Genomic DNA, 15704 nt, shown 5'->3' on the forward strand with positions numbered 1-15704 from the left:
GGGCTTGAGTATTTGCAAAAAAGATGAAGAATAATTCTTGAAAACGGAAAGTACTGAATAAGTCATGCTTGACGATATCGACCGGCGCATTTTGCGTCACTTTCAGGCGAACCCCAGCCTGACCACCGCGGAACTTGCCGATCTGTGCCGGATCAGCGCAGGTGTTTGTTGGCGCAGGCTGGAAAAGATGCAGGCAGCCGGGATCATCGAAGGGCAGGAGGCGGTGATCGACTGGGCCGCGATGGGCTATGCTGTCGAGGTCTCGCTTCGGATCACCCTGGACAAGACACAGGCCCGCGCCTTTGACGAGTTTATGGAAGAGGCCCGCAACGTGGCCGAGGTGATCGAAATCCAGACATTTCTGGGCCGGGTGGATGTCCGCCTGTCGGTAATTGCGCGGGATATGAAGCACTATCAGCAGCTTTATCGGGACCGGATCCTGACCCTGCCGCATATCGCCGATATCGAAGCGCTGATGCATATCGCGCGGGTCAAGCGGGACGAGGTGTTGCCGGTATGATCGAGCTGGACGAGATTGACCGCCGTTTGCTGCGCGCGCTGCAACAGGACGCCACCCAAAGCGCAGGTGCCCTGGGTCGGAGGTTCAACCTGTCTCAGCCCGCCACATGGAGGCGTATCCGCAGGTTGGAGGACGCCGGGATCATCAAGGGCCGGCGGCTGCGTCTGAATGCCGAGGCGCTGGGATTCGGTGTGACCGTGTTTCTGGGGGTCAAGCTGGCGCGCAAGGGACAGATCAGCCTTGAGGATTTCGAACGCGCCGTAAGTGCCATCCCCGAAGTGCAGACCGTCGAGCATGTTCTGGGATTGTACGACTACCGCTTGCGTGTTGTGGCGCGGGACCTGTCCGATTTCGAACGCGTGTTGCGGCGCCGGATCATGACGCTGCCCGGCGCTGGCGATGTCGAAGCGAACGTCCTGCTGAGCGAGGAACGGCTGCCCGGACCGATTGGATGACCTGCCTTAGTATCTGGTGCGGATGTAATATCCGGGATGATGGGTCAGGCGAGCAAACGTGATCGGTTTGTCTTCTTTCCAGGTGGTACGCTCCATCTGGATCATCGACGCGCCCGCCGTGGTGCCCATGAATTCCGCCAGCCTTGCGTCAGCGGAAATAGCGCAGAACGCGACCTCGGCATCGTTGAACGGAGCGGCATTCAGCAACCACTCATGCGGTCCTTGCTGGGTCAGGTCGGCGGTTTCCACATCAGGGACGGTTCCGATATTGATCCAGCGCTCTTCAAGCTGGAACGGGCGGTTGTCCGCATAATGCATACAGATGACATGCAGAACCCGCGTCTCGGCGGGGACATCAAGCTGAGAGGACAGCCAGTGGGGGCAGGCCTCGACAGTCCGTTCCACCAGCGCATAGCGATAGGCGGCATTCTGGCTTTCGACCATCTGCCGCGCCAGTGAGAATTCCAGCTTGGCGTGTTTGCTGGGCTCTTTCTTGACCCGCGTCCCGCTTTTGCGCTTGCGTTCGATGAAACCCTGATCGGCCAGTTCCCTGAGGGCACGGTTCACCGTCGCGCGGGCGCAATTGAATTCTTCGGCCAGTTGCGTTTCGGTCGGCAGCAATGATCCCTGAGGCCACACGCGGCTTTCAATACGTCGTTTTACTTCATCTCGAACGGACTGGAAGTTAATACGCTTTTGTATCGTCACAGGAAAAATATCCCTTCAAGTAAAAAGTGTGCGCATCTGTTCAGAAGCAAGCAGAAGTGTAAAGGGGAAGTGACACTGGTTGGCGTCATTTTCTTGTGTTCCCAGTGTTATACAGCACCGAATGGGTCGATTTTACCCGCATTCCGTCGCGTCATTTTTTGTCGCGAAATGGCTTTACTGGCCAAGGTAAAGAGACCAAGACTGCACTGACGATATTGAAAGGACGCCATATGCCTGCCTTGCTGAAGAACGTTGACCCGAACGGGCTTGAAGAATTCTCGGTCGTATTCACCGATCGCTCGCTGAACCACATGTCCCAAAAGTTTCAGGGGGTAATGCGCGACATCTCGGCCATGCTGAAAGAGGTGTACAAGGCAGACGGGGTGGCCATCATTCCGGGCGGCGGTACCTATGCGATGGAGGCGGTTGCCCGGCAATTCGCGCGCGGGGCGGATGTTCTTGTGGTCCGGAACGGGTGGTTTTCGTACCGCTGGAGCCAGATCATCGAAAGCGGCGCCCTGACCAGCTCGACCACCGTGATGAAGGCACGCGAGACCGGCAATGCCAGCCCGTCCCCCTTTGCGCCCGCACCGATTGACGAGGTCGTCGCAACGATTCGCGAACAGAAACCCGGCGTTGTGTTCGCACCCCATGTTGAAACGGCGGCGGGTGTCATTCTGCCGGATGACTATGTGACCGCCCTGGCCAACGCGGCGCATGAGGTGGGTGCATTGATGGTGCTGGATTGCATCGCATCCGGGTGTGCCTGGGTGGATATGAAAGCCACCGGTGTCGACGTCCTGATCTCGGCCCCGCAAAAGGGCTGGAGCGCATCGCCTTGCGCCGGTCTGGTCATGCTGTCCGAACGGGGCGAGGCGCGTCTGGAACAGACAAGCTCGGACAGTTTTGCCATCGATCTGAAGAAGTGGCGCCAGATCATGCAGGCCTATGAAAATGGTGGCCACGCCTATCACGCCACAATGCCCACCGATGCGCTGCTGGCCTTCCGCGATACCATGGCAGAAACCAGGGGATACGGGTTCGAAAAGCTGCGCAAGGCGCAATGGGCATTGGGCGACGGCGTGCGGGCGATGTTGAAGGAGTATGGCATTGTCTCGGTGGCGGCTGACGGTTTCGGCGCGCCCGGCGTTGTGGTCAGCTACACCTCGGACCCCGAAATCCAGAACGGCAAGAAATTTGCCGCTCTGGGGATGCAGATCGCGGCCGGGGTGCCGCTGCAATGTGACGAACCCAAAGGCTTCAGCACCTTCCGTCTGGGCCTATTCGGATTGGACAAGCTTTATGATGTGGACGCCACCATCGCGCGCCTGAAACGCGTGCTGGATCAGGTTCTGTAAACGGGCCGGGCCTTAGCGAACGCCAAGGCCCATCTGCATCAGCGTCTTGCGCACAGGCGGCAGGGAATACAGCGCGCTCAGCCCCATTGCGCGCGCATCCCGCAGCGGGCGCACCTCGATCATCGAGGCGCGGTTCAGCAAATCGATCCCTTTGACCCGCATCTCGATCTCGGTGTGGCGCGCCTTGTGATAGGCGTCCAGCATCTGCGCGTCGCCCAGATCTTCGGGCCGGGACTGCGCCAGATCCAGCAGGCAGCGCAGATCGCCCAATGACATGTTCAGCCCCTGCGCGCCGATCGGTGGCACCACATGCGCGGCCTCGGCCATCAGGGCAATGCGCTCACCCGCCAGCCGTTCCGCGGACTGGCTGATGATCGGCCAGATCGTCCGGCGCGATGCCAGCTTCAAGGGGCCAAACAGGCCACAGGACCGTTCCGTCATCGCAGCCTCAAACGCTTCGGCATCAAGGGTCAAAAGGTCAACGGCCTTCGGGCCGCGTTCCATCCAGACAATGGCGGACGAAGGCTGCCCCTGCCAATCGGGCAGCGGAACCAGCGTGAACGGCCCGCCAGACCTGTGTATCTCGGTCGAGACATTCTCGTGAGGAACAGGATGCGTCACCGCAAACGCCAGCGCTTTCTGCCCATACCGTGTTGTATGCACTTTGATACCGGCGGCCTCGCGCATGGGAGAGTTGCGCCCATCTGCGGCCAGCACCAGCTTGCAGCGGATGCGGCTGCCGTCGCTCAGGCCAACGCGGGCTTCGGCAGTGCGGGTGAACAGGCTGACGGTCCCGGTGCCGGGGCGGAAATCGACATTCGGCAGCTCTGCCAGCCGCGCGACCATCTCCCGGCGCAACAGCCAGTTGGGCAGGTTCCAGCCAAACGGTTGCTCGGAAATGTCAGCGGCGTTGAAATCGCGTATGACGCGGGGTTCGGGCACGTCCCCGCCGGCATCGACAATACGCATGATCTGCAAGGGGGCCGCATGGGTATCCAGCCGTGCCCACAGGCCGCATTGCTCCAGCAGGCCGCGCGCAGGTTGCAGAAAGGCGGTGGTGCGCAGGTCGGACCCGTCCACATCCCGTTCGGTGATCGGTGGCGCGGGATCTACGCACACCACGTCAAACCCGGCGGTTCCAAACGCCGCCGCTGCGGTCAGACCGGCGATTCCACCGCCGGAAATCAGGATGTAACAACGGTCAGTCATGGCGCCTCTCATCAGTTCGGGCAGACCCTAGTTCGGTTCCACTCCCTGCGCCAAGTGACATCCTGTCCCGTATCTCAGCCGCGTGAGATCAGGATCAGGACCAGGAACATCACCGGCACCATCATCAGGGCAGGGATGTAAAGGCCGGGAAGACCAAACACCATGGCAGAACAGCCCCACATGCTGAGGACCGCGCCGACGGTATAATACAGGTCCTCCGCCTTGGCGTTGGCGGCGTCGCGGGCCAGCCACCCGAAAACCGGAATTGCAAAGAATAGGCGCTGCCAAACCGGCAGGCGTCCGGGCATCTCGATCGCACTCATGGGGCTCTCCGTTCTGTTCGTCGCTCCAGCGCATATAGGGCTGCGCATGCGGGTGCAGAACGTACGGATCGTCGCAGTGTGACAGGCTACCGCAGGCGGGCCAGAAATGCGGTCAGATCATCCGTGTGATGGTGGATGTGATCGGCCTCATGCGGGTCCGGGGCGACATGAACCGTGCGCATTCCCATCTCATGCGGGGCGGCCAGATTACGCGGGTCATCCTCGAACATGGCGGCCTTGTCAGCCTGAATGCCATCCTGTGCAAAGATGGCTTCAAAGGCGGCTTTCTCGGGCTTTGGCCGATACCCGGCATGTTCGACGCCATAAATTGCGTCAAACAGCCCCGAAAGCCCGCGCGCCTGCAAAACCCGCTCGGCGTAGGGCGCGCTGCCATTGGTGTAGACGATGCGCCGTCCGGGCAGGGCGCGAATGTGATCGGCCAGCTCTGCATCCGGGTCCATATGGCTCATGTCCACCTGATGCACCGCGTGCAGATAGGGCTCGGGGTCCAGATCATGTTCGGCCATCAACCCGGCCAGCGTAGTGCCGTATTGGCGCCAGTACTGCCCGCGCAGCCTGTCGGCCTCGGTCCGGTCCACGCCGATGGCTTGCACCACGTAATCCGTCATCAGAACTTCGATCTGATCGAACAGCTGCATATGCGGCGGATAGAGGGTGTTATCCAGATCGAACACCCATTGCGTGACATGACTGAAGGACGGTTTGACCATGGCTTGGGTTTAGGGCGCGGGCGGGGTGTTTTCAATGCCGTACTTGATTGACGCCCCCAGAGACGGATAGACATGTCCGAACGAGGAGACAGAATACCCCATGAGCCAGACCCGATCCCCCACCAAGGATGCCTATAGCCTGATACTCGAAGCCATTGATGTCGGCGTCTACAAGCCCGGCGATCGTCTGGTGGAAAGCGAGCTGGCAGAACGGTTCGGGGTGTCGCGCACCCCGATCCGCGAAGCGTTGCAACGCTTGGAAACCCAGTCTCTGCTGGAACGGGACGGTCGGTCACTGATCGTGGCGTCGCTGGACCACAACCAGATGGCCGAGCTTTATATCGTGCGGCGCGAACTGGAAGGGCTCGCCGCGCGACTGGCTGCCAAACACGCCACCGAAGAAGAGATCAGGGTTCTTCAGGACATGGTTCTCGAAGATGACAAGCTGGTGGGCGATCCGATGGCGCTGTCACGTGCCAACCGGCGCTTTCACGAACAGATCCATCTGGCCTCGCACAACCGCTACCTTGTCCAGCAGCTTGATTTGGTGCACCGGACAATGGCCTTGATGGCGACCACGTCCTTGGCCGTGCAGGGGCGCGGAGAGATTGCCCAGAGCGAACATAAAGGCATTGTCGAAGCCATTGCCGCGCGCGATGAAGAGGCGGCGGGGCGGGCGCTCAAGGACCATATCTCGATCGCGTTCATGACGCGCCTGAAACAGGACGCAAGTCGCCGCGACAAGTGATTATCAGGCCAGCGGCTCGTCTTCGCTGGCCTGCCCGTGCTGGGTCTTGTCCCAGAAAAACGGGTTGGTCGCCAATTCCCACAGCGCCTTGTAACCGGCAATCACGCCCAGCGGGAAATACAGAAACATCGTCGGAACCCAAGGCAAAAGAAACCGCCGTTCACGCGCTGATACGGCGATCAGGCCAACGCCGATACTCAGCCCCTCTGCCACCAGAAACAGCCCGATCAGCGCGGTTGAGATGGATTGCGGCAGAATAGGTCCCATCGGATTGGCCAGCCCCAGGCTTGACAGCCAGAATACCCAGAGAACGGGCGCCAGCAGAAATTGCCCCAACGTGCCCAGAAAGAACGCCTGAAGGCCCAGAAATCTGGCACCCCCAAGGTCACGCCACAGCTTTTGCGGGCTGCGCATATGCACCAGATACGTGACCATGAACCCCTTGAGCCAGCGTGAGCGCTGTTTGACCCAGGGCCAGCCCCGGAAATTCGCCTCTTCATATGTTGTGGTATCCACCATTTCGGTCCGGTAGCCGGCCCGGCACAGCCTTACGCCCAGATCAGCATCCTCGGTGACGTTATGGGCATCCCAGCCGCCAAGTTCCAACAGCTTGTCGCGACGGAAAAAGAACGTGGTGCCCCCAAGTGGCACTACCAGCCCCATGCGGGCGATCCCCGGCAGGATCACGCGGAACCAGCTGTTGTATTCGATGGTAAAGCAGCGTGACCGCCAGTTGGTGCGCGGGTTGTAGTAATCCAGAACTCCTTGCAGGCACACAACATCCGGCGCGGCCTGGGTGAAATGCGCCACCACGCGCTCGATCTGATCCGGTTGTGGGGCGTCCTCTGCGTCCCAGACGCCAACGAAGTCGCCCCGGCAGAAATCCAGCGCGTAATTCATGGCGCGCGGCTTGGTGGTCAGTCCGTTCAGCTCAGGCACCTCGACGATGCGCATCCAGCTGGGCAGGCTCACCTGTGCAAGGGCATTGCGCGTCACGTCATCCTTTTCCTCAAGCACAAGGATGACATCCAGCAACGCCTTGGGATAGGTCAGCCGCTGCAGCCTGTGCACCAGAGCATTTGCAATCTCGCGCTCCTTGTACAATGGCACCATTATCGACACGCAGGGCCGCCGCAATGTGATGGCAGCTTCGGTGTTATCCGGCTGCGTTCTCAGGCGATGCCAAAGATAAGCCAGCGTGCCAGCCGTCCGAAAGACGGCAAAAAGCACCAGAGTTCCCACAGCCATGCCCAGCATCGCCAGCAGGCCAAAGGACGGGAATACGGCAAACAGCCCCAGCACACACAACAGGGCCACCGAAGGCCCCACGCGCGACCTGAGGGTCCAGTTGCGGCAGCTTTGCGCGGGATCAACCCGCGTTTCCGCCGATCTGGCCAAAGATCCCGAGAATTGCCGCGCAATTGTGCGGTCGATCTGATCGGATGCCGCCAGCACCGGGATCACGGCATTTTCGCATTCCCGCATCCCGGCGGTCACGGTTGCGAAACGGTCGGGCCGGGCGGTGGCCACCAGAACAAGGGGGCCAATCCGCATCCAGGGGATGACATTGTGTTTCAGCCAGAAGTCGACCGGCATCAACCCGCTCAGTTCCGACATCGGCGGGATCTGTTCAAGATCCGCAATCTGCCAGCTGGATTGTGCGGACAGCGCGCTCAACACGTCCTGCCGGGTGGCATAGCCTTCGCCGACCAGTATCTCTCCCAGCGGAGCGTTCTGTCTGGTTTGCTGGCTCAGCGCATGGTTCAGCTGGGATCGGGTGATGGCCCCAGTTTCCAGCAGGCAGATGCCCAGGGGCTTCCGATACCCGGGCGCGGGGATCGGTGCGGCGGACGTGAAATCCAGAAGATTAAGCTCAGCCATAACAAAACCCTGGCGCAGTTACCTGCACTCAGGGTTGTTCGATCAGGGTTAACGCCCGGTTAACACTGCACAGACAAGCAGTTATGCTTGCTCTTTCTTCTTTTCCATGGCCTCGGCGAAGCGCTCAAACAGATAGAAACTGTCCTGCGGTCCGGGCGATGCCTCGGGGTGGTGTTGCACCGAATAAACCGGTCGGTCCGCCATGCGGATACCGCAGTTCGAACCGTCAAACAGCGACCGGTGGGTTTCCACGACGCCATCGGGCAGGGATTGCGCATCGACAGCGAAACCGTGGTTCATCGACGTGATCTCGACCTTGCCGGTGTCCAGGTCCTTGACCGGGTGGTTCGCGCCGTGGTGGCCGTGGTTCATCTTGACCGTCTGACCACCCAGCGCCAGTGCCAGCATCTGGTGTCCAAGGCAGATGCCGAACACAGGCAGGTCTGTTGTCTCCAGAATCTCTTTGATCATCGGCACGGCGTATTCACCCGTTGCCGCCGGATCGCCGGGGCCGTTCGACAGGAACACACCGTCAGGCTGATGTGCCAGCACGTCGGCTGCGGTGGCAGTCGCGGGCAGAACGGTAACGTCACACCCAGCGGATGCGAGGCAGCGCAGGATGTTGCGCTTGGCGCCATAGTCAACGGCAACAACCTTGTGGGCAGGGGCCTTCTGACGTTGGTACCCATCCGGCCAGGCCCACCGCATCTCATCCCAGCGATAGCTTTGGGCGCAGGTGACATCCTTGGCCAGGTCCATGCCTTCCAGCCCTTCAAAACCACGCGCGGCGGCGACCAGCGCCTCGATGTCGAAATTTCCCTCGGGATCATGGGCCAGCGCCACATGCGGCGCGCCCTGCTGGCGGATGGCACGGGTCAGGCGGCGGGTATCGACACCCCCGATGGCGATGCGCCCCCGACGCGCCAGCCAGCCCTTGAGCTCCTCGGCCGAACGCCAGTTTGATGGCTCGGTCGGATCCCATTTCACAACCATGCCCGCCGCGACCGGATCACCGGTTTCGTCATCCTCCGGGTTCACGCCGACGTTGCCGATATGAGGGAATGTAAAGGTCACGATCTGCCCGGCATAAGACGGGTCGGTCATGATCTCCTGATATCCGGTCATCGCGGTGTTAAAGCACAGCTCGGCCACGGTTTGCCCGGTCGCGCCGAAGCCTGCGCCGTAAAACAGGGTTCCATCGGCCAAAGCCAGACATGCGGTGGGCTTGGACGGGGCATTCGGGGCCATGGCGCGACTCTCCTGTAGGGTAAATCGGCGCATACCTAAGGGGGTTGCGCGTCTGGGTCAAGTCTGTTCAATTTTTGGGCTATTGTTGCTTTTCAATGGGTTAACTGTATTCACCCCCGGTTGTGTCAGGCTTTTTGTTTCGATATGGTCGGGGTTCCGTTGTCATGGGGATGGACAAACCAAATGGACATGCGATCACGGGTGAATGCCGCCCTGAAGCAAGCAATGAAAGACAAAGCAGCCGAGCGTCTGTCGACGCTGCGGTTGATCAACGCCGCCATCAAAGACCGCGATATCGCGGCACGTGCGTCCGACAATGAAGAAGCAAAGGGATGCAGCGACGCAGAGGTTCTTGAAATCCTTGGTAAAATGACCAAGCAGCGCAAGGAAAGCGCCCGCGCTTACGAAGAGGGCGGTCGCCTGGATCTGGCCGAACGCGAGATTCGCGAAGTTGAGGTGATCGAGGAATTTCTGCCCAAACAGCTGGACGACGATGAGGTCAGCAAGGCCATTCAAACCGCCATCACGGCAACCGGCGCGGGTTCGATCCGCGATATGGGCAAGGTGATGGGCGAGTTGAAGACGCGCTACACTGGCCGGATGGATTTCGGCAAGGTCGGTCCGATGGTCAAGGATCACCTGTGCGCAGCATCAAACGGCGACTGCTGAGGCACTGGGCCCCGTGAATTGCTACTGCGCGACTGGCTCGCGCAGTCTTAGGACCAGCTCGTCATAAAGCGTGATCCGCTCATCTTCGGACAGAAACGCCCCGATTTCGACCTCGCGCCCGTCTCCGACAAGGGTGACATAATGCGGAACCGGGCCACCTTTCTCGTGCATCGTCGGTCGCGCCCAATAGCGGTTGCAAGACCATTCGTGCTGCTCTTTGCCGGGGGTGTGGTGCACCAGCCGCGCATGTGTGCCCGACAGGGTCAGAACCTCGAAAACACTGCGGGCGCGGTAGTTGGTCTTGATGGCCAGCCAAAGCCCCAGCACAGTGATCAGCAGGAACGGCAGCAGCCCCCACAGGATTACGGAACCAAGCGTGGCCAGCAATGGGATCAGGCCAAACAGGAACACCGACAGGATCGTGATCATCGCCCCTCGCGGCGGCAGCGAGTTATGCGGCCAAAGCCGCAGTTCCTGTTCGGTTTCCGAGGTCTGATTCCACGTGTAGGGCATACCGCGATCATAGCGCAGCGCGGCCTCGTGTCGACGGGTTTTGATCAGACGACGTGGCCGACCCGAGACCAGGACAGGGCGTCATCCAGACGATCGTCACCCCAGAATACCTCCTGCCGGACAACAAAGCTGGGGGCGCCGAAAACACCCAGTTTGACGGCGGTTTCGGTTTCCGCCTCAAGGGCTGCGACGATGTTGTCGCCTTGCGCGCGCGCCAGGGTCAGTCGGGGGTCCTGCTGACACCGCAAAAGCGCCTCGGACAGCGCACTTTCGCGACCGGCTTCCACCCCTTCCTCGAACCAGATGCGATAGAGCGTTTGGGTGAACGTCACGCCCCAGCCATCCATCATTCCAAGCACCGCAACCTGATTGGCCAATGCCAGATTGGAAATCGGATAGGGCGCGGGCAGGTTGGCGTGGATGTGGTACTTGGCACAGCGGCGTTCGATGTCGCGCCACATGTAAGCCGATTTCACAGGCTTTCCGGCAAAAGGGATGTTCTGCTGGGCCGACATCACCGTGCGCACATTGAACGGGCGCCAGTTCACCGTGGCGTCGTGCTGGGCACACCATTCGTCCAGACGCATCACGGTCAGGAAGCTGTACGTGCTGCCAATGGAATACCAAAAGTCGATCTCGGGCATTGCCGACCCTCCGACTGTTCCGTCCGCACATCATAGCCGATTTCGGGGCAGTTGGCGAACGCGGGGTGAGGGCAAAGAAAAACCCCGCCACCTGGGCGGGGTTTTCTTGGTTCAGATCGGGATCAGTGCGCGTGGCCCTTGTCCCAGTCTTCCTGCTTGGGCAGCTGCTCGAACGTGTGCTCGGGCGGCGGGGTGGGCAGGGTCCATTCCAGCGTATCGGCATACTCGTTCCAGTAGTTGGGCCGTGTCTCGCGTGCGCCACGCAGCAGGGCGTAGATCACGATGCCGAAGAACAGCAGGAATGAGGCGAACGAGATGAACGCACCGATCGACGAAACATAGTTCCACTGCGCGAACGCTTCGGGATAGTCGATGTAGCGGCGCGGCATGCCCTGACGACCCAGGAAGTGCTGCGGGAAGAAGGTCAGGTTGGCGCCGATGAAGAACATCCAAAAGTGAACCTTGCCCCAGAACTCGGAATATTGGCGACCGGTCATTTTCGCGAAGTAGAAATACATCCCCGCAAAGATCGCAAAGACAGCACCCAAGCTCATCACATAGTGGAAATGCGCAACCACATAGTAGGTGTCGTGATAGGCACGGTCCACGCCAGCCTGCGACAGAACCACACCGGTTACACCGCCAACGGTGAACAGGAACAGGAAGCCGAAGGCAAACAGCATCGGTGTCTTGAACTCGATGGAACCGCCCCACATGGTCGCGATCCACGAGAAGACCTTAACGCCCGTCGGAACCGCAATGACCATCGTGGCCAGCATGAAATAGGCCTGCTGACGCAGCGACATGCCAACGGTGTACATGTGGTGCGCCCACACGACAAAGCCCAGCACACCGATTGCGATAATCGCCCAGACCATCGGCAGATAGCCAAAGATCGGCTTGCGCGAGAAGGTCGCGATGACATGGCTGATGATGCCGAAACCGGGCAGGATCACGATATACACTTCCGGGTGGCCAAAGAACCACAGGATGTGCTGATACAGGATCGGATCGCCGCCACCGGCCGGATCAAAGAAGGTAAAGCCAAAGTTGCGGTCCATCAGCAACATGGTGATCGCGCCCGCCAGAACCGGCAGCGACAGCAGAATCAGCCACGAGGTGACGAAGATCGACCAGCTGAACAGCGGCACCTTGAACAGGGTCATGCCGGGGGCACGCATGTTCAGGAAGGTGGTGATCATGTTGATCGCGCCGAGGATCGAGGAGGCGCCCGATACGTGCACGGCAAAGATCGCAAGGTCCATGGACATGCCGCCCTCGGTCGTGGACAGCGGCGGGTACAGAACCCAGCCCACGCCCGAACCCATCTGATCGTTACCACCCGGGCTCAGCAGCGAGGCCACACCCAGCGAGGTACCGGCAACATAAAGCCAGAAGGACAGGTTGTTCATCCGCGGGAACGCCATATCCGGCGCGCCGATCTGCAACGGCATGAAATAGTTGCCAAATCCGCCGAACAGGGCAGGGATGACAACAAAGAACATCATCAGAACACCGTGATAGGTGATCATCACGTTCCACAGATGCCCGTTGGGTGTACACGGGTCGGCCATGAAGCCTTCCAGGCACATGTACTGAACACCGGGGTGCATCAGTTCAAGCCGCATGTAAACGGTCATCAGAACCGAGATCAGACCGGCCAGAGCCGAAACGATCAGGTACAGAATCCCGATGTCCTTGTGGTTGGTCGACATGAACCAGCGCTGGAAAAAGCTGCGCTGGTCTTCATGGTCGTGACCATGAATGGCTGCGTCTGCCATTATAGGTGCCTCCTGTTGCAACTACACCGCGCAGCCGGACCTCTCCAACGCGCGGGATTCCTGCTGGTTTTAGAATGCGTAGGGGCGACCTTCAATGGCCGAGTTTGATCTGGATCAAGATAAATGGCCGCACCCCCCTTGAAAACGGGTGTTCGAGAAGCCGGGATCTGAGCGTTCGGGGGGCTGGTGATACAGCGGGCCTAGCGCCTGTGTTCAGGTCGTCCGCAATAGGTCCGTCTCTCAAAGCTGACCGGAAAGGCGTGAACCTTTGCCTCTAGCCCACCCCGCAGGATCAAGGACAAGAAATGGGGGTGTTGAGCCCAAAGCCAAAGTCATGATCTTACTGTGTCTGTTTGCGCTAGATTAGGACCCGACATTTGCATTTTCGGCGCGAGTGTCCGCTTTTGATGCCAGATCCGAGTCAAAGGAATACAAAAAAATCACACTTCACTTAGCCTTGTGCGGGCATCCTGTGGTAAGCTTGATGCGGACCGAATGTGGGGGACACTATGAGATTACTTCTTTCGATAACGACAGCACTTTCCGTCTGCGGTACAGCAGCTCTGCCGTTCGAACCAACACCTGAGGGATCGAGCCTTAGCAAGGCTTTCCCCGGCAAGTCGTATTCTCCTTACGCCCAACGAGGCATACCCGACCGCCCGTTGTGGGGAGATACCCACCTGCACACTTCTACTTCTTTTGATGCGGGTGCCTTTGGCAACAGATTGGACGCCCGAGCCGCTTATCGCTTCGCCAAAGGACAGGAAGTGGAAGCCACGACAGGCTTCATGGCAAGGTTGTCGCGGCCGCTTGACTGGCTGGTGGTCGCCGACCATTCCGACAACATGGGTCTCTTCGATATGATCTACGCGCAGGACCCGGCCATCATGTCGGATCCCGAGGGCAACCGTATTGCTACCATGGTGGCGAATGGCGGGAATGAAGCAGTGGCTGCGGCGCTGGAACTGATCGACGCCTATTCGCGTGGTGAGGCCATTTCCCCGGTTCTTGCAGTCGAAGCGGGTTCAAAGCCTTTCCGCTCAGTCTGGCAGCGCCAGATCGAGGCTGCCGAAGAGGCTTATGAACCTGGCCTGTTTACCAGCTTCATAGGCTATGAATGGACCTCGCTCATTCAGGGCGGGAATATGCATCGCGTGGTGATCTACCGCGACGGAGGCGAAAAGGCCGGCATGGTCGACCCATTTACAACTGAAGCGCCAATGGGCTCTATCAACCCCCGAGACCTCTGGTCTTGGATGGCCAATTACGAAGAGCGCACGCGCGGCGACGTGCTGGCGCTGGCGCACAACGGGAATCTATCGAACGGCATCATGTTCCCCGAAACCGTTCAGTATGACGGCACCGAACTCGACGAGGAATATGTTGCGACCCGCGCGCTCTGGGAGCCAATGTACGAGGCGACGCAGATCAAGGGGGACGGGGAAACACATCCCTTCCTCAGCCCCAACGACGAATTCGCAGACTACGAGACCTGGGACAAGGGCAACTTGAACCTGTCGGAACTGAAAACTGACGACATGCTGGCGGGCGAGTACGCGCGCGAGGCGCTGAAGACCGGCCTGAAGCTCGAAGCCCGGCTCGGTACCAACCCCTACAAGTTCGGCATGGTCGGATCGACCGACAGCCATACATCGCTCGCCACCGCACAGGAAGACAACTTCTTCGGCAAACACTCCGGTGCCGAACCGAACCCGCAACGGCCTGAGCACATCGTTGGCCAGTTCGGTGATGTGGCGATCCTTGGCTGGGAGATGGTCGCGTCGGGTCTAGCAGCGGTCTGGGCGACCGATAACACGCGAGAAGCGATTTTCGACGCGATGGAACGAAAGGAGGTCTACGCCACCACAGGTTCACGTATTGGCGTGCGTTTCTTCGGTGGATGGAACTATACGACGGATGATCTGACCTCGCGGACCCCCGCGACGGCGGGCTACGCAAAGGGTACGCCAATGGGAGGTGATCTGTCCGCGGCACCGGAAGGCGCGCAAGCGCCTACTTTCATGGTCTATGCCTTGAAGGACCCCATTGGTGGTAACCTCGATCGCATTCAGATCGTCAAGGGCTGGCTCGATGCCGATGGCGAGACACAGGAGAAAGTTTATGACGTTGTCTGGGCGGGGGACCGCGAGCCCGATGCGAACGGCAAGTTGCCCGCCATCGGATCGACCGTCGACGTGGGGCGCGCCACGTGGACGAACTCGATTGGTCAGGCAGAAATGGGTACGGTCTGGACTGACCCCGACTTCGATCCCTCGCAATCGGCTTTCTACTACGCCCGGGTCATTGAAATCCCGACGCCACGATGGACGGTCTACGATGCCTTTCGAATGGGCGCGTCGCTGCCCGAAGAAGCGCCGACAGAGACGCAGGAGCGAGCTTATACGTCGCCAATCTGGTATACGCCCGGCTGATGACACTTGTTTTGCTCAGTTGGTTTCCTTGGGCCGTTTTTCTGTTACTTGAAGCGTCATCAGAGGGCTTGTAACGAGAGGTAACTTGTAACGACAGGTAAGTTGCAGTTTCCGCAGGTGGGTCGGTCCTCTCAGAGGAGTCGGGCACTCTAATTCAAGAGCGGTCATTCGCTTTCTTTCGTTGAAAGACCGCTCATGCGCGGGTTGCGTCGATTGTCGTTCGGCCGGTTTGTCCGCAAAGTGCACCTTCGACTTGAGCTTGATGAAGTATTCAAAAACTTAACCAGTTTACGTCCGATTAAGAGTTGCGAAATCTGTACTCTGCTGCGTAGGCAGGCATCACCTGTGGGGAAAGTGCCGCATCTGTCTCTGATGATGTGATCTCATGCCAAATCCAAGTGTACAAAACGTACAACCCCCACTGGAAACCCGGTACAATTTGCACATTTCAGGGCTCAATCCCCCGGCTTGACCCGGCGGGGCG

At 59.6% G+C, this 15704-nt stretch carries 15 protein-coding genes; 6 read left to right on the forward strand and 9 right to left on the reverse strand.

Translation table 11 applies throughout. The features are described 5' to 3' along the window. Window positions 1–64: 64 nt before the first annotated feature. Together AC2FLO_RS10090 and AC2FLO_RS10095 are read left to right on the forward strand one after the other, a co-directional pair. On the forward strand, window positions 65–520 hold the full coding sequence (locus AC2FLO_RS10090; RefSeq protein WP_480476554.1) for an Lrp/AsnC family transcriptional regulator: 456 nt from the start codon (window positions 65–67) through the stop codon (window positions 518–520). Then, entirely contained in the window at window positions 517–975 is a 459-nt protein-coding gene (locus AC2FLO_RS10095) for an Lrp/AsnC family transcriptional regulator (protein ID WP_209504239.1), read from the forward strand. The genes AC2FLO_RS10090 and AC2FLO_RS10095 overlap by 4 nt, the downstream gene beginning before the upstream one ends. Window positions 976–981: 6 nt before the next feature. Here the strand turns inward: AC2FLO_RS10095 and hutC are convergent, their stop codons facing one another. Next, complete coding sequence (hutC, locus tag AC2FLO_RS10100; RefSeq protein WP_496752911.1) at window positions 982–1683, reverse strand: histidine utilization transcriptional repressor HutC; 702 nt, start codon at window positions 1681–1683, stop codon at window positions 982–984. A gap of 230 nt (window positions 1684–1913) precedes the next feature. Here hutC and AC2FLO_RS10105 point away from each other — a divergent pair, with 230 nt between their 5' ends. Beyond that, window positions 1914–3041, forward strand: coding sequence for an aminotransferase class V-fold PLP-dependent enzyme (locus tag AC2FLO_RS10105; RefSeq protein ID WP_496752970.1), 1128 nt, complete (start codon window positions 1914–1916; stop codon window positions 3039–3041). A gap of 12 nt (window positions 3042–3053) precedes the next feature. Here the strand turns inward: AC2FLO_RS10105 and AC2FLO_RS10110 are convergent, their stop codons facing one another. From AC2FLO_RS10110 to AC2FLO_RS10120, 3 genes are all read right to left on the reverse strand, one after another. Then, window positions 3054–4250 (reverse strand): UbiH/UbiF family hydroxylase, encoded by a 1197-nt coding sequence (locus AC2FLO_RS10110; RefSeq protein WP_496752910.1) that lies wholly within the window; start codon window positions 4248–4250, stop codon window positions 3054–3056. Window positions 4251–4324: 74 nt separating this feature from the next. Next, window positions 4325–4573 (reverse strand): hypothetical protein, encoded by a 249-nt coding sequence (locus AC2FLO_RS10115; RefSeq protein WP_209504235.1) that lies wholly within the window; start codon window positions 4571–4573, stop codon window positions 4325–4327. Window positions 4574–4659: 86 nt separating this feature from the next. Further along, entirely contained in the window at window positions 4660–5304 is a 645-nt protein-coding gene (locus AC2FLO_RS10120; RefSeq protein WP_480583649.1) for a pyrimidine 5'-nucleotidase, read from the reverse strand. A gap of 100 nt (window positions 5305–5404) precedes the next feature. Between AC2FLO_RS10120 and AC2FLO_RS10125 the strand changes: the two genes are divergently transcribed. After that, window positions 5405–6052, forward strand: a complete 648-nt coding sequence (locus AC2FLO_RS10125; RefSeq protein ID WP_267363400.1) for a GntR family transcriptional regulator — start codon at window positions 5405–5407, stop codon at window positions 6050–6052. 3 nt (window positions 6053–6055) lie between these two features. Here AC2FLO_RS10125 and AC2FLO_RS10130 read toward each other — a convergent pair whose 3' ends face one another. Both AC2FLO_RS10130 and carA read right to left on the reverse strand, forming a co-directional pair. Further along, window positions 6056–7933, reverse strand: coding sequence for a glycosyltransferase (locus AC2FLO_RS10130; protein WP_496752909.1), 1878 nt, complete (start codon window positions 7931–7933; stop codon window positions 6056–6058). Window positions 7934–8014: 81 nt separating this feature from the next. Then, on the reverse strand, window positions 8015–9181 hold the full coding sequence (gene carA, locus AC2FLO_RS10135) for a glutamine-hydrolyzing carbamoyl-phosphate synthase small subunit (protein ID WP_496752908.1): 1167 nt from the start codon (window positions 9179–9181) through the stop codon (window positions 8015–8017). 183 nt (window positions 9182–9364) lie between these two features. Between carA and AC2FLO_RS10140 the strand changes: the two genes are divergently transcribed. Then, window positions 9365–9850 carry a GatB/YqeY domain-containing protein gene (locus AC2FLO_RS10140; protein WP_267366166.1) on the forward strand — a complete coding sequence of 162 codons (486 nt, stop codon included), beginning with the start codon at window positions 9365–9367 and terminating at the stop codon, window positions 9848–9850. A 21-nt stretch (window positions 9851–9871) separates the two neighbouring features. Here AC2FLO_RS10140 and AC2FLO_RS10145 read toward each other — a convergent pair whose 3' ends face one another. The 3 genes from AC2FLO_RS10145 to ctaD form a co-directional block, all read right to left on the reverse strand. Further along, the gene (locus AC2FLO_RS10145; RefSeq protein WP_480485972.1) at window positions 9872–10363 is read right to left on the reverse strand and encodes a DUF2244 domain-containing protein; all 492 of its coding nucleotides are present in this window, start codon (window positions 10361–10363) and stop codon (window positions 9872–9874) included. A gap of 44 nt (window positions 10364–10407) precedes the next feature. Continuing rightward, window positions 10408–11007, reverse strand: coding sequence for a 2-hydroxychromene-2-carboxylate isomerase (locus AC2FLO_RS10150; protein WP_496752907.1), 600 nt, complete (start codon window positions 11005–11007; stop codon window positions 10408–10410). 122 nt (window positions 11008–11129) lie between these two features. Then, entirely contained in the window at window positions 11130–12788 is a 1659-nt protein-coding gene (gene ctaD / locus AC2FLO_RS10155; protein WP_267366169.1) for a cytochrome c oxidase subunit I, read from the reverse strand. A 509-nt stretch (window positions 12789–13297) separates the two neighbouring features. Here ctaD and AC2FLO_RS10160 point away from each other — a divergent pair. Further along, complete coding sequence (locus tag AC2FLO_RS10160) at window positions 13298–15220, forward strand: DUF3604 domain-containing protein (RefSeq protein ID WP_496752906.1); 1923 nt, start codon at window positions 13298–13300, stop codon at window positions 15218–15220. The last annotated feature ends 484 nt before the right edge of the window (window positions 15221–15704 follow it).

Source organism: Ruegeria sp. TASC047 (assembly GCF_059612445.1).